At 62.4% G+C, this 19,864-nt stretch carries 16 protein-coding genes; 11 read left to right on the forward strand and 5 right to left on the reverse strand.

The features are described from left to right. Positions 1 to 25: 25 nt before the first annotated feature. The 7 genes from G4G00_RS00815 to G4G00_RS00845 are packed head-to-tail and all read left to right on the forward strand — an operon-like array spanning position 26 to position 7,105. Positions 26 to 976, forward strand: coding sequence for a UDP-glucuronic acid decarboxylase family protein (locus G4G00_RS00815; RefSeq protein WP_164270735.1), 951 nt, complete (start codon positions 26 to 28; stop codon positions 974 to 976). 2 nt (positions 977 to 978) lie between these two features. Next, positions 979 to 1,926: a glycosyltransferase gene (locus G4G00_RS00820; protein WP_164270737.1), complete on the forward strand. Its 948-nt coding sequence runs from the start codon at positions 979 to 981 to the stop codon at positions 1,924 to 1,926. Next, positions 1,901 to 2,308, forward strand: coding sequence for a GtrA family protein (locus G4G00_RS00825; protein ID WP_161770831.1), 408 nt, complete (start codon positions 1,901 to 1,903; stop codon positions 2,306 to 2,308). The genes G4G00_RS00820 and G4G00_RS00825 overlap by 26 nt, the downstream gene beginning before the upstream one ends. Further along, the gene (locus G4G00_RS00830) at positions 2,305 to 2,904 is read left to right on the forward strand and encodes a hypothetical protein (RefSeq protein WP_164270739.1); all 600 of its coding nucleotides are present in this window, start codon (positions 2,305 to 2,307) and stop codon (positions 2,902 to 2,904) included. The genes G4G00_RS00825 and G4G00_RS00830 overlap by 4 nt, the downstream gene beginning before the upstream one ends. Then, on the forward strand, positions 2,901 to 4,577 hold the full coding sequence (locus tag G4G00_RS00835) for a DUF6311 domain-containing protein (RefSeq protein ID WP_164270741.1): 1,677 nt from the start codon (positions 2,901 to 2,903) through the stop codon (positions 4,575 to 4,577). The genes G4G00_RS00830 and G4G00_RS00835 overlap by 4 nt, the downstream gene beginning before the upstream one ends. Continuing rightward, entirely contained in the window at positions 4,547 to 5,914 is a 1,368-nt protein-coding gene (locus tag G4G00_RS00840; RefSeq protein ID WP_164270743.1) for a hypothetical protein, read from the forward strand. The genes G4G00_RS00835 and G4G00_RS00840 overlap by 31 nt, the downstream gene beginning before the upstream one ends. Positions 5,915 to 5,938: 24 nt before the next feature. Next, on the forward strand, positions 5,939 to 7,105 hold the full coding sequence (locus G4G00_RS00845) for a nucleotide sugar dehydrogenase (RefSeq protein WP_164270745.1): 1,167 nt from the start codon (positions 5,939 to 5,941) through the stop codon (positions 7,103 to 7,105). Between the two features lie 1,007 nt (positions 7,106 to 8,112). Here G4G00_RS00845 and G4G00_RS00850 read toward each other — a convergent pair. The 4 genes from G4G00_RS00850 to G4G00_RS00865 all read right to left on the reverse strand — a co-directional run bounded on the left by G4G00_RS00850 (position 8,113) and on the right by G4G00_RS00865 (position 12,723). Next, complete coding sequence (locus G4G00_RS00850; RefSeq protein ID WP_164270747.1) at positions 8,113 to 9,516, reverse strand: mannose-1-phosphate guanylyltransferase/mannose-6-phosphate isomerase; 1,404 nt, start codon at positions 9,514 to 9,516, stop codon at positions 8,113 to 8,115. Between the two features lie 15 nt (positions 9,517 to 9,531). Continuing rightward, positions 9,532 to 10,890 carry a phosphomannomutase gene (locus G4G00_RS00855; RefSeq protein ID WP_164270749.1) on the reverse strand — a complete coding sequence of 453 codons (1,359 nt, stop codon included), beginning with the start codon at positions 10,888 to 10,890 and terminating at the stop codon, positions 9,532 to 9,534. A 145-nt stretch (positions 10,891 to 11,035) separates the two neighbouring features. Further along, a complete protein-coding gene (locus G4G00_RS00860) occupies positions 11,036 to 11,977 on the reverse strand; it encodes an electron transfer flavoprotein subunit alpha/FixB family protein (RefSeq protein WP_164270751.1) in 942 nt (313 codons plus the stop codon). Beyond that, positions 11,977 to 12,723: an electron transfer flavoprotein subunit beta/FixA family protein gene (locus G4G00_RS00865; RefSeq protein WP_060380126.1), complete on the reverse strand. Its 747-nt coding sequence runs from the start codon at positions 12,721 to 12,723 to the stop codon at positions 11,977 to 11,979. The genes G4G00_RS00860 and G4G00_RS00865 overlap by 1 nt, the downstream gene beginning before the upstream one ends. 270 nt (positions 12,724 to 12,993) lie before the next feature. Between G4G00_RS00865 and rfbB the strand changes: the two genes are divergently transcribed. The 4 genes from rfbB to rfbD are packed head-to-tail and all read left to right on the forward strand — an operon-like array spanning position 12,994 to position 16,410. Then, a complete protein-coding gene (gene rfbB / locus G4G00_RS00870; RefSeq protein WP_164270753.1) occupies positions 12,994 to 14,049 on the forward strand; it encodes a dTDP-glucose 4,6-dehydratase in 1,056 nt (351 codons plus the stop codon). A 14-nt stretch (positions 14,050 to 14,063) separates the two neighbouring features. Continuing rightward, a complete protein-coding gene (rfbA, locus tag G4G00_RS00875; RefSeq protein WP_164270755.1) occupies positions 14,064 to 14,951 on the forward strand; it encodes a glucose-1-phosphate thymidylyltransferase RfbA in 888 nt (295 codons plus the stop codon). Next, positions 14,948 to 15,505, forward strand: coding sequence for a dTDP-4-dehydrorhamnose 3,5-epimerase (gene rfbC, locus G4G00_RS00880; RefSeq protein ID WP_164270757.1), 558 nt, complete (start codon positions 14,948 to 14,950; stop codon positions 15,503 to 15,505). Before rfbA ends, rfbC begins: the two co-directional genes overlap by 4 nt. Beyond that, positions 15,502 to 16,410: a dTDP-4-dehydrorhamnose reductase gene (gene rfbD / locus G4G00_RS00885; protein WP_164270759.1), complete on the forward strand. Its 909-nt coding sequence runs from the start codon at positions 15,502 to 15,504 to the stop codon at positions 16,408 to 16,410. Before rfbC ends, rfbD begins: the two co-directional genes overlap by 4 nt. Before the next feature lie 141 nt (positions 16,411 to 16,551). Here the strand turns inward: rfbD and G4G00_RS00890 are convergent, their stop codons facing one another. Beyond that, a complete protein-coding gene (locus G4G00_RS00890) occupies positions 16,552 to 19,860 on the reverse strand; it encodes a DEAD/DEAH box helicase (RefSeq protein WP_164270761.1) in 3,309 nt (1,102 codons plus the stop codon). Positions 19,861 to 19,864 lie beyond the last annotated feature (4 nt).

Raw genomic sequence — 19,864 nt, forward strand, 5'->3', positions numbered from 1 at the left:
CCCGATATTAAGGACTGCATCGAACATGGCTGACGAACAAAAACGCGTTCTAGTGACTGGCGGTGCCGGCTTTCTCGGGTCCCACCTCTGCGACCGCCTGATCGAGGCAGGTCATGACGTGCTCTGCGTCGACAACTTCTACACCGGCAGCAAGGCCAACGTCGACGGATTGCTCAAGCATCCGCGTTTCGAGCTGATGCGCCATGACGTAACCTTCCCGCTGTACGTTGAGGTCGACAGGATCTTCAACCTTGCCTGTCCTGCCTCCCCAGTGCACTACCAGCACGATCCGGTGCAGACGACCAAAACCAGCGTTCATGGTGCAATCAACATGCTTGGCCTGGCCAAGCGAGTGGGCGCACGCATCCTCCAGGCCAGCACCAGCGAAGTCTACGGCGATCCGGAGATTCACCCGCAGGTCGAAGGCTACTGGGGGCGCGTGAACCCAATTGGTATCCGCAGTTGCTATGACGAAGGCAAGCGCTGCGCGGAAACCCTGTTCTTTGATTACTGGCGCCAGCATCAGCTCGAGATCAAGGTGATGCGTATCTTCAATACGTATGGTCCGCGCATGCACCCCAACGATGGTCGCGTGGTCAGCAATTTCATCGTGCAGGCGTTGAAGGGCGACCCCATCACCATCTATGGCGATGGTCAGCAGACACGCAGCTTCTGCTATGTCGATGACCTGATCGAGGGCATGCTGCGCCTGATGAACTCGCCGGCTGATTTCACCGGTCCGGTGAATATTGGTAATCCGGGTGAGTTCACCATGCTGGAGCTCGCTGAAACCGTGCTGCGCCTCGTGGGTGGCTCTTCCAAGATCGTTCACCGTCCGCTTCCTTCTGATGATCCGAAGCAGCGCCAGCCCGACATCAGCTTGGCCAAGGCCACCTTCGATTGGGAACCCAAGGTCTGTCTGGAAGATGGGCTGAAGGAAACCATCGCATACTTCCGCCAGCGTCTGCAGGGTTGAACATGGTCACGCCGTCAAGGATCGTGGTGATGCCGGTGTATGAGGACGTGGAGGCGTCCACCCGGCTGTTCCAGGAACTCGCCCGTACCCAAGGTCCTGATATCTACGTGGTGGCTGTCGACGACGGATCAGTGCGCCAGCCGCTGCAGGTCCAGGCCATTGCGGATGCAGGTCTCGACGGTGTGGTCATCAAGCTGCGTCGAAATGTTGGTCACCAGCGTGCCATCGCCATTGGACTGAGCTATGCCGCCGAGCACTTCGGCGACGAGGCAATCGTTGTGGTGATGGATTCAGACGGTGAGGACACGCCTGAGAGCATGACTGAACTCGTCGCGGGCTTGTCCTCCGCCGATGTCGATGTGGTCGTGGCAACCCGGAAAAGCAGGGTGGAATCGATCAAGTTCAAAGCCTTCTACTTGGTCTACAAATTCCTGTTCTCCATGCTAAGCGGTCGCAGGATCAGCTTTGGCAACTTCATGGCAGCCAAGATGCCGGCGGTTCGCCGTTTGGCGGCAATGCAGGAATTGTGGACACATGTGGCAGCCAGCGTTCTGAGCTCCAAGTTGCGTGTACAGAGCTGTCCGCTGGACCGCGGCCCACGATATGCCGGGAAGAGCAAGATGAACTTTGTGGGCCTCGCGTTGCATGGCTTCAGGGCGCTGATGGTTTTCGCGGAAGATGTGCTCGTCCGTGTAGGCATCGCATGTACGTTGGTTGCAGGCCTGTCGGTCGTGGGAGGAGTGGTCGCACTCCTGCTCAAGGCTATGGGATTCGCAACGCCAGGTTGGTTCTCCTTGGCATTCGGTATCCTGCTGCTGGTGTTCCTGCAGACGGCCGCGCTGACGCTCATCATCCTCATGCTGTCGGGCATGATCCGCAGTGGTGGCGTGCTTGGCATTGGTAGTTATCGAGAGTTCGTTGACCATGTCTCCCATGCTCGCGAGCGCTAGGACGGCTCTCGGCGGACAGTTCTTCCGCTATCTGATCAACGGGCTTGCAGCGACCGCCGTGCACTACGGTGTTCTTCGCTTCAACATTGAGGTGCTTGAGATCCCATCGGCAGGCGTGGCCAATGGGATCGCTGCTGTGTTCGGAATTCTCACGTCGTTCCTGGGTAGTCGCTACTTCGTATTTCGCGCAACCGATCGGAGCATCGTCCGTCAGGGTTCGATGTTTCTGGCGGTTTACGCCGTTATTGCCGTATTTCACGGGCTTATTCTCTACGTGTGGACCGACCGGCTGGGATTCGACTACACCGTTGGTTTTCTGGTGGCCACCGTGATGCAGATGGCCTGTAGCTTCCTCGCCAACAAATTCATGGTGTTTCGATGAATCGTTACCTGCAGGCTTGCCTGGCTACGGTCGCGTTTGTGCTGACGTTGTTTGTCATACATTTCCTGCATGTGCACTATTTCCGTGTCAACGTGGTGCTGTATGCCGCATTGATTGACGCGCTGATTGCCGTGGCGGTGACCGGAGGGGTGCTCTGGGCTGTGCGAGGTTTGGCCGCGTTCAGTGGTCTGGAACGCGTCCTGCTGTTGTCTGTGTGGGCGCTGGCTGGCTATGCGTTCGCCATCAGCGTGCCGACGGTCGTAGATCGTTCGCTGTCATTCTACATTCTGGAAAAGTTGCAGCAGCGTGGTGGCGGGATCCAGCAGGCGCGCATGGGCGATGTATTCGTCAATGAGTACATGGTCGAGCATCGGCTTGTTGACATCCGTCTGACGGAGCAGCTGCAGTCCGGGACCATTACCATAGACAATGGCTGCGTTCGGCTGACCGACAAGGGTGAGCGCGTTGCCAGCCTGGGGCGCTTCTACAGGACGCACTTCCTGCCCAAGGAGCGATTGATCATGGGGCAATACACCGATGATCTCACCGATCCCTTCAGGCATAGTGCAAAAGGCGTGGATTACCAGTGTCGATGACTATGGTCGCTTCTCCTGGAATCCGAGCGCTTTGGATGCGGCTCGCAACGATCATCGGCGCGCTTCTTGTGGCGCTGTTCGCTGCTTGGTGGGCGAGCAAGGTGCTGGGTAGTGGGCCGTTGGATGTTCACAATTTGCGTTGGGTTTGGGGTGATCTTGCCCAGGTGCACGTCGCTTGGAGCCAGTATCTGTCTGACACGTCGGCCAGCTGGCTGACAACGTTGCGCGTCAGCTATCCAGAGCCGATCAGCATCTCTCTGTTCGATCCCATGCCGCTGCTCCTGCTGGTGGCCAAGCCATTCGCGAGTCTGGTTACGCCGGGTACTCAGTACTTCGGCTACTACTTCATGGCATGTCTGGTGCTGCAAGGCGTGTTCGGCTACCTTGCGGCGCTGCGCACCTTGCGTCTTACCGGGCAGGGTGACGAGCTTCTTTCGCGATACGCCGCCGTCCTCATCGGCATCCTGTTTGCCAGCATTCCGTACACCTTCTATCGCTTCCAAGGCCACACCGCACTTTCCTCGCAATGGGTTCTGGTCATCTCTATCTGGGTCGCCCTGTCCACCCTGGACTGGAAGGGGCGTGCATGGGTGCTCGCCAATGGAGCAGTCGTGGTACTGGCCACCGGCCTGAATCCGTATCTGGCGCTCCTGGTGCTGATCAGCAACGGAAGCCTTGTCATCATGTCCTGTTCAACGCTGGGTTGGCGGCAGGTTGCAATTCGTCTCGGCAGCATGGCGGCGCTTGCGGCGTTTGGGCTCTGGGTGTTTGGGTTCATGGGCGGGACTACTGCGAGCACGAGCGGCTATGGCGTCTACTCGATGAATTTGCTGGGTCCGTTCGATTCCAATGGAAGCGCCGCGCTACTTCCGTTGGATGTCCCTGATCCCACTGGCGGCCAAAGTTTCGAGGGCTATACCTACGTAGGCCTGGGGGTGCTCGCGCTGGGCGCAATCACGCTCCTGTTGTGTCTGAATCACCGGTTGCAATCCAGTCGATTCCCCTTCATGTCGGCGCTCCTGGTCGTACTTCTGTGCACGATCGTCGCCGTGTCGACCACCATTACGCTTGCCGGACACGCGTTGGAAGTTCCCGTTCCCGGGAGCATCAACTACCTGTTGTCGCGCTTCCGCGGCAGCGGTCGCCTGTTCTGGATGGCAGGATTCTGGTTGCTGTTGATCTTCCTTGCTGCCAGCTCTCTTCGCTTGGGACTACGCAGACTGGCACTTCTCCTGACCGCGGTGGTGGCCGTCCAGCTGCTCGATATCCGTACGATCGGCCATCAAGTACGGCTGAACATTGACTCGTATCAATCGTTGCGCCTGACGGACGTCCCACGTGGCAATTACACCGCGATCTTCGTGTACCCGGCATGGCAGTGCGACCACCAGGCTACCCCAGGTGGTGTGCGCAACTATGAGTCGGTGGGACACCTTGCCGCCTCGATGGGAATTCCCACCAATAATTTCTATGCTGCTCGTACACCCGATAAGCAGACTGCATATCACTGCGACTACGCAGCACGTCTCAAAACGATTGATCCAGGTGCTGTCTATCTTGTTTCGGGCGCGCTGCTCGAGCAGCATCGTTCGACATTGACGGCGGCGCACGAGTGCACGCCAATGGCCAACAGCGACGGTGCATGGAAATGCCTGCCCAAGCCTTCGCGCTGAACGCTGACCGGTACGCACGCCGCGCTGGCGTGGGCTGGTTGATTGCGGTGGTCTGCCTTGCTGTGGTGACTTGGACCAGCACCGGCCTTGTCCAGTTCAACCCGACCGATCACGTTGCCTGGAAGGGTGATTGGCAGACTGCAAAACACTGTCTTGAACAGACAGTCCGTTTGCCATGCGAAGGGATGAGCAAGTTTCCCCTTGCCTATCTGGTCAATGCGGGCATAACGGAGACCTCCAGCGGCCTCACCGCTGTCCGCTTGGCTACACTCAATTTGTTCTGTTTGTTGCTGCCGCTTGCGGCATTGTGGTTTACAAGGGGCGGGGTACTGCTGCTCCGTGCTGGCTGGGCGTATGTGCTCGCGCTGGCCCTGAGTCCTCTGCCGATGTTCTACGTCCTTAGCGGCGCATTGGAGGTTCAGGCTGGTGTCTTCTGTGGCCTATACATCGCGGCGTTCGTTCAGGTGCTCACGGCACCAAACCTTCAGCCGGCCAGGTCTTCGTGGTGGATGTTGGGCCTAGCAGGGTTCCTGTTTCCACTTTACAAAGACACACTAGCTTTGTTTATGGGAGCGGCGATGGCGTTACTGCTCCTCGTTGCCATTCGACCTCTCCACGCCCTGTATCAACACCCGGCAGGCAGATCGCGTCTCAGGTGCGCGTTTGCCGTTGCCGTGGGACCTGTCCTGCTGTCGCAGGTTCTGGCGGCTGCATACAGTTGGTTCAAGTACGGGGTGCCGCTGCCCAAGGCCTACATGGCCGAGGCTGAACTGACCACTCCAGCGCTGGCAAAGAGTGCTGAATTCTTCTTTGGATCCATATTCTCCCCAAATGGCGGCATTCTTGTCTTCTGGGGCGGGGCGCTGCTCATGGGCTTGGTCGGTTGGCGGATCGTGGGCCTCGTTCCGCGCCGCCAGGCGTTGCTGGCAGCGCTGACCGTATTAATCTTGTCGGCCGTGGCCTTTGCGCGCTGGTGGGCACCATTCGGCTGGGATGCCTGGGGTGATCGACTCTTGTTGCCTGCTGCCTTGGCGTTGCTCATCAGTGCCATGTGCTGCCTCCGCATCCTGGAGCCGGAGCAGGCAAGCAACCGTTCCTGGGTCGGTGCGGCGCTGGCGAGCATTCCCTTGCTGGTCTGCTCCAGCTATTACATGGCTGTCCCGTATCTGAGTCCGAAAGGGGAGGCCATGACCCGTTCGCTCTGGCCCGGCCCGGCCTGTGTGACAATGCGCGACGCGTTGGCGACCGAGGCCGCTGACCAAGGCCTTGCATTCTGGAAAGGCAACATCTACTACCAGTGCGCGCGGGAGCGCATGCTCCACGTACCCGCACCCTAGCAACGTCGTATAGAGAGATAACCAATGAAGATCGCCATTGCGGGCACCGGCTATGTGGGCCTTTCCAACGGTGTGCTGTTGGCGCGCCATCACGAAGTGGTCGCGCTTGACCTGATTGCAGATAAGGTGGAGAAGCTCAACCGGGGCGAGTCCCCGATTGTTGACGCTGAGATCCAGCAGGCGCTGCAGAGCGGTACGCTGAACTTCCGCGCCACGCTCGACCCCGTTGACGCCTATGCTGACGCGGCATACGTGATCATTGCCACGCCAACCGATTACGATCCCGAAACGAACTATTTCAACACCCGTTCGATTGAGGCCGTAATCAAGCAGGTGCTTGAAATCAATCCGTCCGCTACGATGGTGATCAAATCCACCATTCCCGTGGGATACACCCAGAGTGTTCGTGCGAAGTTTGGTGTCGATAACATCTTGTTTTCGCCCGAGTTCCTGCGCGAGGGTCGCGCACTTTACGACAATCTGTACCCGTCCCGTATCATCGTGGGCGGTAGTTCGGCTGAAGCCAAACAGTTCGCCCAGATGCTTGAGCAGGGTGCGGAAAAGCAGGATGTGCCCGTCCTGCTTACGGATTCGACAGAGGCTGAGGCAATCAAGCTGTTCGCCAATACGTATCTGGCGATGCGCGTGTCCTACTTCAATGAGCTCGACACCTATGCAATGACGCATGGCTTGGACAGCCGTCAGATCATTGAGGGGATCTGTCTCGACCCGCGTATCGGGGGAGGGTACAACAATCCTTCTTTCGGCTATGGGGGCTACTGCTTGCCGAAAGACACCAAGCAGTTGTTGGCAAACTACCAGAGTGTTCCCCAGAACATCATCCGGGCAATTGTTGACTCCAATACAACCCGGAAGGACTTCATTGCAGGGGATATCCTGCGTCTGAAACCCAAGGTAGTGGGCATCTATCGCTTGATCATGAAGAGTGGGTCGGACAACTTCCGTTCTTCCAGCATTCAAGGAATCATGAAGCGGATCAAAGCGAAGGGCGTCGAGGTCATCGTGTATGAGCCCGTATTGGGAGATGCAGATTTCTTCAACTCGCGCGTGGTCAATGACCTTGAGGCATTCAAGCGCGAGGCTGACGTCATCATCAGTAACCGAATGTCCGAAAATATCGCCGACGTATCAGAGAAGGTCTACACCAGGGACCTGTTTGGCGATAACTGACCATATCTACGGAGTTCATGTCAAGGCCGGGCGAGAGCCCGGCCTTATTGCTTTAACTCAAGTGAGTCCAAACGACGGATCAGTCGCCCACATGAAACGGAAAGGCTTCGATCAGGCCTGAAGCCGGCTCGGTCTCACGGCCGCAGAGCAGAGTTTGACGCCGGAAGATGCTGGTGCGTCGGTGGGTGCATCACCGTATGGCGTCCGGATGGGTCGCGCAGAATGCGCTGGTGGTCTTGCTGTACCTGCAAAGGGGGGAGCAGTAATACATCCATGAAGTCAGGAATGCTTGGGCGCCGGAATGCATGGAGGCACCAGTAGTTCATTTCGAGTGCCGTGGCGGGATTGTTCCGCTACAACGACCACTGCTTCCTCGAAGTACTCGTAACTCGAACCACTCGACATCGATCTTGATTATGTCGCTCCTGTGGGGCTGGCCGCTACGTATGACGTCACCAAAGGTCTCGATTCGAATGGGCCCAATTGCATGTACGGCGTCTGCCTGGTTCTGGCTAGCTTCAAAAGCCCCGGGAAGATTTTGTAAGGAAAAGACTAGTTCAAATTTTCCCGCATGCTCACCCAAACAGGCAAATGCAAGGTGACGTTTTTAAACCGCCAGCGCGCTTCACATTATCCCTGAGGAGTTGAAATGTCCTTGGTGATGGCTCGAAAGCGTGAACATGCTCGGGGATGCGGGAATGCAAGAGCGTAGTGAGGCCAACGCTGGCGCCCTCGTTCAGAAGGATTTCGTGAGCCATGTCCGACAGACTCCTGATGGTGTGTCGCTCAAATCTTCCTTTCATATAACTCATGTACAGCGCATCGGTCAAAACCCTATAGGGTTGTCCAATGAAAATCTCGGGCCCATCTTCATACGTACCCTTCCCCCTGCCCACTGTCTGGTTCTTCCCGACATAGGTGCAGCTTATCGCCTTGGGCTAGAAAAAAGCGCCCGCTGCAGGGCAGCGGGCGCTCATGTCGAGATATTCTAAAGTTAAGATTCTCGATCAGGCCCGGCCATAGCTGTCTTCGAAGCGGACGATATCGTCTTCGCCCAGATAGCTGCCGGACTGTACTTCGATAAGTTCCAGCGGCAGCTTGCCCGGATTCTTCAGGCGATGGGTGATGCCGAGCGGGATGTAGGTGCTCTGGTTTTCCGACAGCAGGATCACCTCGTCACCGCGGGTCACTTCGGCCGTGCCGCTGACCACGATCCAGTGTTCGGCACGGTGGTGGTGCATCTGCAGACTCAGCGTCGCACCCGGCTTCACGGTAATGCGCTTGACCTGGAAGCGGGCACCGTTGTCGATGGAATCGTAAGCGCCCCACGGGCGGTAGACCTTGCGATGGGCGGCGGCTTCGCTGCGGCCGTCGCGCTTGATCTGGCCGACGATTTCCTTGACGTCCTGCACGCGGTCCTTGTGGCCCACGAACACGGCGTCGTCGGTTTCCACGACCACCACGTCCTGCAGTCCGACCATGGCAATCAAGCGGTTGCCATAGGCGTAGCTGTCCTTGCAGTCCAAGGCGATCACGTCACCGTGGCAGGCATTGCCGTCGGCGTCCTTGTCCGACACTTCCCACAGCGCCGACCACGAACCCACGTCGTTCCATTCTGCATCCAGCGGGACGACCGCAGCATCGGCGGTTTTTTCCATCACTGCGTAGTCGATCGAGTCGTTCGGGCTGGCAGCGAAGGCATCGGCGTCCAGTCGGATGAAGTCATTGTCGCGGGCCGCCTTGTCGAGTGCCTGGCGGCACGCAGCCAGGATCGCCGGCTGCAGCGCTTCCAGTTCCTTCAGGTACCGCGAGGCCTTGAAGAGGAACATGCCACTGTTCCAGAAGTACTCGCCCGAAGCGACGTACTGTTCAGCGGTGGCCAGGTCGGGCTTCTCGACGAAACGGTCGACGGCACGCACGCCTTCGCCGGCGGCGGCCTTGATGTAGCCATAGCCGGTTTCCGGCGCAGTCGGCACGATGCCGAAGGTGACCAGCTTGCCGGCCTCGGCTGCGATGGCAGCTTCCTTGACCGCCGCGTGGAAGGCTGCTTCGTTGCGGACCACATGGTCGGAAGGCAGGACCAGCAACAGGGCGTCGTTTCCGCCGGCCAAGGCCTGCAGCGCGGCGATGGCAATGGCCGGCGCGGTGTTGCGGCCAACCGGCTCAAGAATCAGGGCTTGCGGCAGCACCTTGCACTCACGCAACTGCTCGGCCGCCATGAAGCGGTGTTCCTGGTTGGCAACCACGATCGGCGCAGCACCTGCAATGGAAGCGACGCGCTTCCAGGTGGCCTGCAGCATGGTGTCATCGCCGACCAGAGGCAGGAACTGCTTCGGATAGGCTTCGCGCGACAGCGGCCACAGCCGTGTGCCCGAGCCGCCGGAAAGAATGACGGGAACAATAGGGGTCATACGAAGTGGTCCTTCTCAGTGATTGGCTGGCGTGCCGCCAATCAGGGCGGTCAGCTCGCGGATGCGGTCCTGCAGCAATGCTTCATCACCGCGGGTCTCGATGTTCAGCCGCAGCAGCGGTTCGGTGTTGGAACTGCGCAGATTGAAACGCCAGTCGGCGAAATCGGCGCTGACGCCGTCGGTACGATCCAGGGACGGCTGTTGCGGTTCGAAATGCGCCAACACGCGTGCGACGGTCGCCTTGGCATCGTCCACGCGGAAGTTGATCTCGCCACTGCACGGGTAAGCCTTCATGCGGTCCGCCACCAGTTCGCCCAGCGACTTGCCGCTGCTGGAAACGAGCTGTGCGATCAGCAGCCAGGGGATCATGCCCGAGTCGCAGTAGGCGAACTCGCGGAAGTAGTGGTGTGCGCTCATTTCGCCACCGTAGATGGCGTCCTCAGCACGCATGCGCTCCTTGATGAAGGCATGCCCGGTCTTGCTCATGATCGGCACGCCACCGGCCAGCTTGACCATCTCCACGGTGTTCCAGGTCAGGCGCGGGTCGTGGATGATCTTGCCGCCGGGCTGGCGTGCGAGCAGCGCCGTGGCCAGCAGCCCAACCAGGTAGTAACCCTCGATGAAGTTGCCTTCGGCGTCGAAGAAGAAGCAGCGATCGAAGTCGCCATCCCAGGCAATACCGAAGTCAGCGCCATGCTTGCGCACGGCATCACGGGTTGCCGCACGGTTTTCCGGCAGCAAGGGATTGGGGATGCCGTGGGGGAAACTGCCATCCGCTTCGTGTTGGATGCGGATGAATTCGAACGGCAGGTGTGCGGCCAGTTCGTCGATCACCAGGCCTGCGCCGCCGTTTCCGGGGTTGGTGACGATCTTCAGCGGCTTCAGATTGGCCACGTTGACATAACCCAGCAGATGCTGGATGTAGGCGGACTTGTCCGCATCCCGGCGGATCGTGCCCTGGCCATTGCCGAGGGGGGCGTCCGAGGCAGCGAAGTCGCGGATGTCGAACAGGCCCGTATCGCCACTGATCGGCTTGGATTCCTCGCGGACCAGCTTCATCCCGTTGTAGTCCATCGGATTGTGGCTGGCGGTCACCATGATGCCGCCGGCCGCCTTGCGGTGGAACGTCTGGAAGTAGACCTCCTCGGTGCCACATATGCCGATGTCGATAACGTCGCGTCCACTCGCCGTCAGACCCTCCACGGCAGCCTGCATCAGGGCGGGGCTGCTGAGGCGGATGTCGTGTCCAACCACTACCGGTCCCGGGCCCAGCAACGCAGCGGTGCCAGCGCCGATACGGCGGGCAAGGCGTTCATCCAGTTCATCCGGAACGCGGCCACGGATGTCATAGGCCTTGAAACACGGGAGCGTCATCAATGCAGTCCTTACACGGGTTGACCCCGGATTATAACGACAGGCACTGCAAGGACGAGTGATCCAGACCGGCGTCCCTGCAAGCCATCATTCAAACAGGACGTGCCGCGTAACATGTTGATTACGCGGCACTTTGGGTGAATTCTCAGCCCAGCGCCTTTTCGAGCTCGGGCAGGATCGTGAACAGATCCCCGACCAGGCCGATGTCGGCAATCTCGAAGATCGGCGCATCGCCGTCCTTGTTGATCGCCACGATCGTGCCAGCATCCTTGATGCCGGTCAGGTGCTGGATGGCACCGCTGATGCCCACGGCCACGTACAGCTCCGGCGCGATGATCTTGCCGGTCTGGCCGACCTGCAGATCGCTGGGCACGTAGCCGGCGTCAACCGCGGCACGCGAGGCACCGACGGCGGCACCGAGCTTGTCGGCCAGTTGGAAGATGACCTTGAAGTTCTCTTCCGAGCCGACGCCGCGGCCACCGGAGACCACGCGCTTGGCGGCCTGCAGGTCCGGGCGGTCGCTGGCACCGGCGGCCAGGCCCACAAATCGGGTATGGGTCGGCAGGGCCGCATCCACGCTGGCCGCTTCAACGGTGGCATTGCCACCCTGGGCGGCTTCCGGCCAGGAGGCGGCGCGCACTGTGGCGACCACGATCTGGTCGGCCGGGGCTTCCACGGTGATGATCGCGTTGCCGGCATAGATCGGGCGCTTGAAGGTGTGGCTGCCTTCCACGCTCATCAGGTCGGACACCTGGTTGACGCCCAGCAGGGCGGCCACGCAGGGCATCAGGTCCTTGCCGAAGGTGGTGGACGGGCCGAACACGTGGCTGTAGCCCTTGGCCAGCTGCGCGATCTGCGGGGCCAGCACCTGGGCAATGGCCTGCGCATTGGCGGCGTTGGCCACGGTCAGGACCTTGGCCACGCCGGCGATCTTCGCTGCTTCAGCAGCAACGGCGGCCGGGTCGGCGGCCAGCACCAGCACGTCGATCCTGGCACCGCTGATGGCGGCGGCGGCGCTGACGGTCTTGGCGGTGGCGGCGTTGAGCTTGCCGTCGTGGTGCTCGGCGATGACGAGAATCTTGCTCATTACAGCAGCCCCTTCTGCTTGAGTGCGGCAACCAGTTCGGCCGCGTCCTTGACCATCACACCCTTGCTGCGCTTGGACGGCGCGGCGTACTGGGTGGTCTTGAAGGTGTCGGCGGCTTCAACGCCCAGATCGGCCAGCTGCAGGGTTTCCAGCGGCTTGGCCTTGGCCTTCATGATGTCCGGCAGCTTGATGAAGCGCGGCTCGTTCAGGCGCAGGTCGGTGGTGACCACCGCCGGCAGGTCTACTTCCAGCGTTTCCAGGCCGGCGTCGACTTCGCGGGTGACCGTGGCCTTGCCGTCGGCAATGTCCAGCTTGCTGGCGAAGGTCGCCTGCGGGCGGCCCCACAGCGTGGCCAGCATCTGGCCGGTCTGGTTGGCATCGTCGTCGATGGCCTGCTTGCCCAGGATCACCAGGTCCGGCTGTTCCTTCTCGATCAGCTTGAGCAGGGTGCGCGAGGCGGTCAGCGGCTGGATGGCCTGGTCGGTCACCACGTGGATGGCGCGGTTGGCGCCCATGGCCAGGCCGTTGCGCAGATGCGCCTGGGCGTCGGCCGGGGCGATGGTGGCGACGACCACTTCCGTGGCGATGCCCTTGTCGCGCAGGCGCAGGGCTTCTTCCAGTGCGATTTCATCGAAGGGGTTGGGGGACAGCTTGACGCCGTCGGTGACCACGCCGGAACCGTCCGGCTTGACCTGAATGCGGACGTTGTAGTCCACCACGCGCTTGTACGCGACGAGGATTTTCATCTGGTACTCGATCCTTGTAGTGCCGGCCGTTGGCCGGCTCACAGTAACGGGAAACGTCCGGTCCTCGCACAGCAACCGGTTCGGGGGTGGGATCTGGATTCTAACTGGCCTTGCGTGACCATGCGAATGCGTATGGTTGTGCTGCGATGCCGCATCGAAAGGTTTGCAGCGCCGATGTTCAGGCGCCGCATGCGGTCCTCAACATCGGTCGATGTATTCTGTAGTGCTGTCAGGGCTGCGCCCGGCTTGCACCGAATTGGAGAACTGGTAGTGTCCACATGGCTTGTCACCGGCGGCGCCGGATTCATAGGCGGTAACTTCGTTCTCGAAGCCGTTGCCCGCGGCATCAAGGTCGTGAACCTGGATGCGCTTACCTACGCCGGCAACCTGAAGACCCTGTCCAGCCTGGACGGCAACCCGAACCACGTGTTCGTGCAGGGCGACATCGGCGACCGCGCCCTGGTGGCGCGCCTGCTGGCCGAACACCAGCCCGATGCCGTGCTGAATTTCGCTGCCGAAAGCCATGTGGACCGTTCCATCGACGGCCCGGGCGCCTTTATCCAGACCAACGTGGTGGGTACCCTGGGCCTGCTGGAAGCGGTGCGTGACCACTGGAAGGGCCTGCCGGCCGAGCAGGGCGCGGCGTTCCGCTTCCTGCACGTGTCCACCGACGAGGTGTACGGCACCCTGGGCGAGACCGGCAAGTTCAGCGAAACCACTCCGTATGCGCCCAATTCGCCGTACTCGGCGTCCAAGGCGGCGTCGGACCACCTGGTGCGCGCGTTCCATCACACCTACGGGCTGCCGGTGCTGACCACTAACTGCTCGAACAACTACGGCCCGTACCATTTCCCGGAAAAGCTCATTCCGCTGGTGATCGCCAAGGCGCTGGCCGGTGAGCCGCTGCCGGTGTACGGCGACGGCAAGCAGGTGCGCGACTGGCTGTTCGTGACCGACCACTGCGAAGCGATCCGTACCGTGCTGGCCAAGGGCCAGGTGGGCGAGACCTACAACGTGGGCGGCAATTCGGAAAAGCAGAACATTGAAGTGGTGCACGCGATCTGCGCGCTGCTCGATGCACGCCGCCCGCGCGACGATGGCCAGCCGCGCAGCAGCCAGATCACCTATGTCACCGACCGCCCCGGCCATGACCGCCGCTACGCGATCGATGCCTCCAAGCTGAAGAACGACCTGGGCTGGGAACCGGCGTACACCTTCGAACAGGGCATCGCCTTCACCGTTGACTGGTACCTGGACAACCAGGAGTGGGTGAACGGCGTGCTGGATGGCAGCTACCGCCTGCAGCGCATCGGCACTTCAGCCTGAACCCGGGAGACGACATGACCCAACGCAAAGGCATCATCCTGGCCGGAGGTTCCGGCACGCGGCTGTATCCGATCACCAAGGGCGTCAGCAAGCAGCTGCTGCCGGTGTACGACAAGCCGATGATCTACTACCCGCTGAGCGTGCTGATGCTGGCGGGCATCCGTGAAGTGCTGATCATCAACACCCCGCACGAACAGGCCCTGTTCCAGCAGCTGCTGGGCGATGGTTCGCAGTGGGGCATGGATATCCAGTACGCCGTGCAGCCCAGCCCCGATGGCTTGGCCCAAGCCTACCTGATCGGCCGGGAGTTTCTGGACGGACAGCCGAGCTGCCTGGTTCTGGGCGACAACATCTTCCACGGTCACGGCCTGCGCGAAGTACTTGCGCGCGCTGACGAGCGCGTGGACGGTGCTACCGTGTTCGGCTACTGGGTGAACGACCCGGAGCGCTACGGCGTGGCCGAGTTCGACAAGAGCGGCAGGGTGGTCGATCTTGTTGAGAAGCCGGAGCACCCGCGTTCCAACTATGCGGTGACCGGTCTGTACTTCTACGACGGCCGCGCCAGTGACTATGCTGCGGAACTGAAGCCGTCGGCGCGTGGCGAGCTGGAAATCACCGATCTCAACAAGCGCTATCTGGCGGAGGGTCACCTGCATCTGGAAGCGCTGGGCCGCGGGTATGCCTGGCTCGATACTGGTACCCACCAGTCGCTGCTGGAAGCGTCCAACTTCATCGAAACCATCCAGACCCGCCAGGGCTTGCAGGTCTGCTGCCCCGAGGAAATCGCCTTCGGCAAGGGCTGGATCAGCGCCGGGCAGCTGGAAGCACTGGCTGCACCGCTGATCAAGAATGGCTACGGCCAATATCTGCAGAAGCTGGCACTGCGTGGAGTGGTTCCGTGAAAGTGATTGAAACCCGCTTGCCGGGCTGTGTTGTGATTGAACCGAAAGTGTTCGGCGACGAGCGTGGATTTTTCTTCGAAGGCTGGAACGCTGCGCGTTTCGGTGAGCTCGGGTTGCCCACGCAGTTCGTGCAGAGCAATGTGTCATCCTCCAGCAAGGGGGTTCTACGCGGCCTGCACTATCAGTGGCCGCGCCCGCAGGGCAAGCTGGTGAGCGTTCTGGAAGGCGAAGTTTATGATGTTGCCGTGGACATCCGTCGCGGCTCGCCGACCTTTGGTCAGTGGGAGGCGGTTGTGCTGAGTGCGCAGAACAAGCGTCAGTTCTGGATTCCAGAGGGCTTCGCGCATGGTTTTGCCGTGCTGTCCGACTCCGCACTTTTCCACTACCTGTGCACTGATGTCTACGTGCCCGAGGCCGATGCTGGCATTCGCTGGAATGATGGCGCGATTGCCGTGGATTGGCCGTTGGGCTCGCCGACGCTGTCGCCCAAGGACGAGCGTGCGCCTTTCCTGGTTGATATTGCAGACGAGCGTCTGCCGGTGTTTGCTGCATGACCACGTTGGTTCTTGGCGGCAATGGCCAGCTTGGCCAGGAGCTGCTGCGGGCATTGGCGCCATCGGGACCGGTGGTCGCGACAACCCGGACCGGCAGGTTGCCCGATGGCAGCGCCTGTGAGATCGCAGATTTCAATCGCCCCGAGCTTCTGCCAGCCCTGCTGGACAGCGTGCAGCCTTCGGTCGTCGTCAACGCCGCTGCGTATACGGCGGTTGATCGTGCCGAGCAGGACGTGGAAGCAGCATTCACGGCCAACGCTATCGCTCCAGGCGTGATCGCGCGTTGGTGTGCCACGCGCGGCGTGCCGCTGGTGCATTACTCCACCGATTATGTTTTCGATGGGCAGGGGCACAGGCCGTACCACGAAGACGATTTGACTGCGCCTTTGGGTGTCTATGGCACCAGCAAGCGTGATGGGGAGGATGCCGTCCGCGCTGCCGGCGGTCGCCATTTGATTTTCCGCACGTCCTGGGTATATGCCTCGCACGGTGCCAATTTCCTGCGCACCATGCTGCGTCTCGGTGCCGAGCGTCCGCGCTTGCGGGTGGTGGCCGATCAGATCGGCACGCCCACGCCCGCCATCCTGATTGCCGAATTCACGGCGCGCGCGCTGCAGCATCCCGATCAACTGTCCGGCACTTGGCATCTGACGGCCAGCGGCCAGACCAGCTGGCATGGATTCGCGGAAGCGATCTTCGACGAAGCGGTGGCGATGGGGCTGCTCACGCAGCGTCCTGAGGTCGAGGCGATCAGCAGCGCAGATTATCCGACGCCGGCTCGTCGCCCGGCTTGGTCGGTGCTGGACAATCATGCGATCCAGCGTGCATTCGGCGTTGAACTGCCACGTTGGGAGGACGGGCTCCGTCGCGTGATGGCGCAGCTGGCGGCACGCGACGAAGCTTGAGCTGCGATCAGGACGTCGCGGCCTCTACCCGGATGGGCGTTGTTGCAGGGGCATGGAACCTGCCCGGGGCCGCATGAGGAAACAGGCCGTGTCGAATCCAGCCTGATTGCAGCCACGGCGGCGCCCGCTGCGGTCACCGCTTCAGGAGGCCTTCCGCCGCCGCCGCGCCTTCGGTGTCACCCCTGGCAGCGGGGCCAGCAGCGCCTCCAGATCCTCGTCGTTGAAGCGCGGTGCGGCCGAATCGGCGCCTTCCAGCAGGGTGTCGGCCAGCGCGGCCTTGCGCTGCTGCAGCTCGGCAATGCGTTCTTCGATGCTGCCAGCGGCAATCAGCCGGTACACGAACACCGGTTGCTGCTGGCCGATGCGGTGCGCACGGTCGGTGGCCTGGTTTTCCGCTGCGGGGTTCCACCAGGGGTCGAAATGGATGACCGTGTCGGCCGCGGTCAGGTTCAGGCCGACGCCGCCGGCCTTCAGGCTGATCAGGAAGATCGGCACCTCGCCCTGCATGAAACGCTGCACCGGGGTGGCCCGGTCCTGGGTGTCGCCGGTCAGCTGCACATAGCCCAGGCCCAGCTCGTCCAGGGCCTGGCCGATCAGCGCCAGCATGCTGGTGAACTGCGAGAACAGCAGGATGCGGCGGCCTTCTTCCACCATCTCCGGCAGCATGTCGCGCAGCAGCTCCAGTTTCGCCGACGGCGCCTGCCGGGCCGGCGCTTCACCGGGCAGCAGGCGCGGGTCGCAGCAGACCTGGCGTAGCTTCAGCAGCGCATCGAGCACCACGATGTGGCTGCGGCCCATCCCCTGGCTGGCCACCGCTTCGCGCACCTTGGCTTCCATCGACGCGCGCACGGTTTCGTACAGATCGCGCTGTGCACCTTCCAGCGCCACGCTGCGGGTGATCAGCGTCTTGGCCGGCAGTTCGGTGGCCACCTGGTCTTTGCGCCGGCGCAGCATGAACGGGCGCAGGCGCTGCGCCAGCAGGTGCGCGCGCTGCGGATCACTGCCGCGCTCGATCGGGTGCCGCCAATGCTGGTTGAACAGCTTTTCGCTGCCCAGCAGGCCGGGCAGCAGGAAATCGAACTGGGTCCAGAGTTCGCCCAGATGGTTTTCCAGCGGCGTGCCGGTCAGGCACAGCCGGTGCCGTGCATGCAGCGTGCGCAGGGTGACCGCGGCGCGCGACTTCGGGTTCTTCACCTGCTGCGCCTCGTCCAGGATCAGCAGGTGGTAATCGTGGGCCTGCAGCGCGGCTTCATCGCGCCACAGCAGCGGGTAGGTGGTCAGCACCAGGTCGTGTTCGCCGATGCGGGCGAAGTCATCGGTGCGGTCATTGCCGTGCAGGACCAGCACGCGCAGGTCGGGGGTGAAGCGCGCGGCTTCGCTCTGCCAGTTGTGCAGCAGCGAGGTGGGCACCACCACCAGGGCCGGTTGCTGCAGCCGCCCGGCCTCTTTTTCCAGCAGGATGTGCGCCAGCGTCTGCAGGGTCTTGCCCAGGCCCATGTCGTCGGCCAGCACGCCGCTCAGGTCCTGCTGGCGCAGGTACTGCAGCCAGGCCAGGCCCTCGCGCTGGTACGGGCGCAGGGTGGCGGCCAGGCCGGCGGGCGGTTCCACCTCGCCCAGCGCGGGCGCCTGCATCAGCCGCTGCACCAGCGCCCGGGTGTCCTTGCGGCTCTTGAACTGCAGGCGGGCATCGTCCTGCAATGCACGCAGGCGGCCACGGTCGCGCGCGGACAGGCGCAGGGCGCCGCCGCGCTGGGTGAACAGGTCGGCCAGCAGGGCGATGACCGGCTTCAGCCGGCCGGCGCGCAGCGCGATGCGCGTGTTGTCGCCGGCCGACAGCAGGATGTTCTCATCATCGCCAATGCTGTCGATCTGCCCGCGCAGCCAGCGCGGATCGGTCTGCAGCACCTGCTGCAGCAGCGGCGCCAGGGCCACGCTGCGGTCGTCGACCTGGATGTCCAGCGCCAGCGTGAACCAGCCTTCGTCCTTCGGGTCGGTCTGGATGTCCAGCTGGATATCGTCCACCCGGGTGATGCGGTGGCGGAAATCGTCGGCCGGCTCGATCTTCCAGCCCAGTGCTTCCAACCGCGGCACTTCGTCCAGCAGGAAATGGGTCCAGTCGTGGGTGCGCAGGTCGAACTGCGGTCCGGCGCCGTCCAGCACCGCGCGCGGGTTCTGGTCGCGGTACAACTGCGCACTGCGCAGTTCTTTTTCGCGCCGGGCTTCTTCGGCCAGGTCGCGCGGCAGCAGGGCCAGGCGGCCCTCGGCATCGTGCGCGAACAGGGTGGGGTCATCCAGGAAGCGCACGTGTTCGTCGTACTCGAACGCCACGGTGGCCACGTCGGCCCACTGCGACGGCGCGCGGTAGCCCAGCCAAGCGGGCCGGAATTCCACCGTATGCAGGCGCAGCACCGGGGTCATGGCCTGCACCTGCAGCGTGGCCAGCGCGGCGTCGCCGCCGGGGCGCGGCAGGGCCGGGTCGATCTGCATCAGCAGCTGGGCCACGATGGGTTCTTCGTTGGGCAGCAGCGGTGGCAGCTCCAGGAACTCATCGGCGTCGGCCACGGCCACGTCCAGCAGCAGCGGCCCGACCTCGCCGGTGGCCGGGTCCAGGTAGCAGGCCGACTGGCCCAGCACCATGCCCTGCGCACCGCCTTCCACCTCCAGCCAGGGGGTGGGCAGGGTCGTGCCCTGCTGCGGCAGGGCGCGCCAGCCCAGGGTGCCACGGCGCGGTGCACCGCTGCGGGCGGGCACGCGCTGGCCCGGGCCGTCGCCATGGATCCAGCCATGGCCGCTGGCCACGATCAGCTGCAGGGTCGCATTGATATCGAACTGACGACCCTTCATGCGGCCCTGGCGCAGCGCCCATAGCTGCGCCAGCACGGCCACGTCGTCCTGGCTGAGGTAGCCGGGCGGCTCCAGCAGCAGTTCAGGGGTGATGTCCAGCAGCTTTTCGAAGGTGAGTGGCCCGCCGGCGGGCTGGTGGGTGCGGCGCGGCAGGATCGCGGGCCGGTTCTGGAAGGTGCCCACGTCGAAGGCAATGCCACGGGGGTGCGCGCGCGCCGGCGTGCTTCGCGCGGCCTGCCAGCGCGACAGTTCGTCCAGCAGTTCGGCACGCGGCGGCATGGCCAGGTCCTGCGCGCTCAGGGGGGCCGGGTCCTGCGCCAGCTCGGGTTCCAGCAGCTGGATGACCAGCACCGTGGCCACGTGCTTGCAGTTCTGCCCCACCGGGCAGGTGCAGTGGCTGTGCAGGCGGCTGCGCGCGGTGCGCGTGCTGGCGGCCAGGTCGATTTCCACGTGGTAGGGCTGGCGCGCGCTGCCCTGGACGTCTGCACTCAGCGTGTCGCCCTGCAGCTGCAGGGCGCGCACGCTGGACAGGTAGTGCGCGGTCTTCTGCAGCGTGCGTTCGTCGATCCAGCGCAGAAGGTCTTCGTCGGTGTAGGTCAGGGCCATCGCT

The sequence above is a fragment of the Stenotrophomonas sp. B1-1 genome (genome assembly GCF_010894375.1).
Taxonomy (GTDB): Bacteria; Pseudomonadota; Gammaproteobacteria; order Xanthomonadales; family Xanthomonadaceae; genus Stenotrophomonas.

Excerpts from the sequence above, each read along its gene's own strand:
- G4G00_RS00815 (WP_164270735.1), top strand. The coding sequence starts at position 26 with ATGGCTGACGAACAAAAACGCGTTCTAGTGACTGGCGGTGCCGGCTTT.
- G4G00_RS00820 (WP_164270737.1), top strand. The coding sequence starts at position 979 with ATGGTCACGCCGTCAAGGATCGTGGTGATGCCGGTGTATGAGGACGTG.
- G4G00_RS00825 (WP_161770831.1), top strand. The coding sequence starts at position 1,901 with ATGTCTCCCATGCTCGCGAGCGCTAGGACGGCTCTCGGCGGACAGTTC.
- G4G00_RS00830 (WP_164270739.1), top strand. The coding sequence starts at position 2,305 with ATGAATCGTTACCTGCAGGCTTGCCTGGCTACGGTCGCGTTTGTGCTG.
- G4G00_RS00835 (WP_164270741.1), top strand. The coding sequence starts at position 2,901 with ATGACTATGGTCGCTTCTCCTGGAATCCGAGCGCTTTGGATGCGGCTC.
- G4G00_RS00840 (WP_164270743.1), top strand. The coding sequence starts at position 4,547 with ATGGAAATGCCTGCCCAAGCCTTCGCGCTGAACGCTGACCGGTACGCA.
- G4G00_RS00845 (WP_164270745.1), top strand. The coding sequence starts at position 5,939 with ATGAAGATCGCCATTGCGGGCACCGGCTATGTGGGCCTTTCCAACGGT.
- G4G00_RS00850 (WP_164270747.1), bottom strand. The coding sequence starts at position 9,516 with ATGACCCCTATTGTTCCCGTCATTCTTTCCGGCGGCTCGGGCACACGG.
- G4G00_RS00855 (WP_164270749.1), bottom strand. The coding sequence starts at position 10,890 with ATGACGCTCCCGTGTTTCAAGGCCTATGACATCCGTGGCCGCGTTCCG.
- G4G00_RS00860 (WP_164270751.1), bottom strand. The coding sequence starts at position 11,977 with ATGAGCAAGATTCTCGTCATCGCCGAGCACCACGACGGCAAGCTCAAC.
- G4G00_RS00865 (WP_060380126.1), bottom strand. The coding sequence starts at position 12,723 with ATGAAAATCCTCGTCGCGTACAAGCGCGTGGTGGACTACAACGTCCGC.
- rfbA (WP_164270755.1), top strand. The coding sequence starts at position 14,064 with ATGACCCAACGCAAAGGCATCATCCTGGCCGGAGGTTCCGGCACGCGG.
- rfbD (WP_164270759.1), top strand. The coding sequence starts at position 15,502 with ATGACCACGTTGGTTCTTGGCGGCAATGGCCAGCTTGGCCAGGAGCTG.
- G4G00_RS00890 (WP_164270761.1), bottom strand. The coding sequence starts at position 19,860 with ATGGCCCTGACCTACACCGACGAAGACCTTCTGCGCTGGATCGACGAA.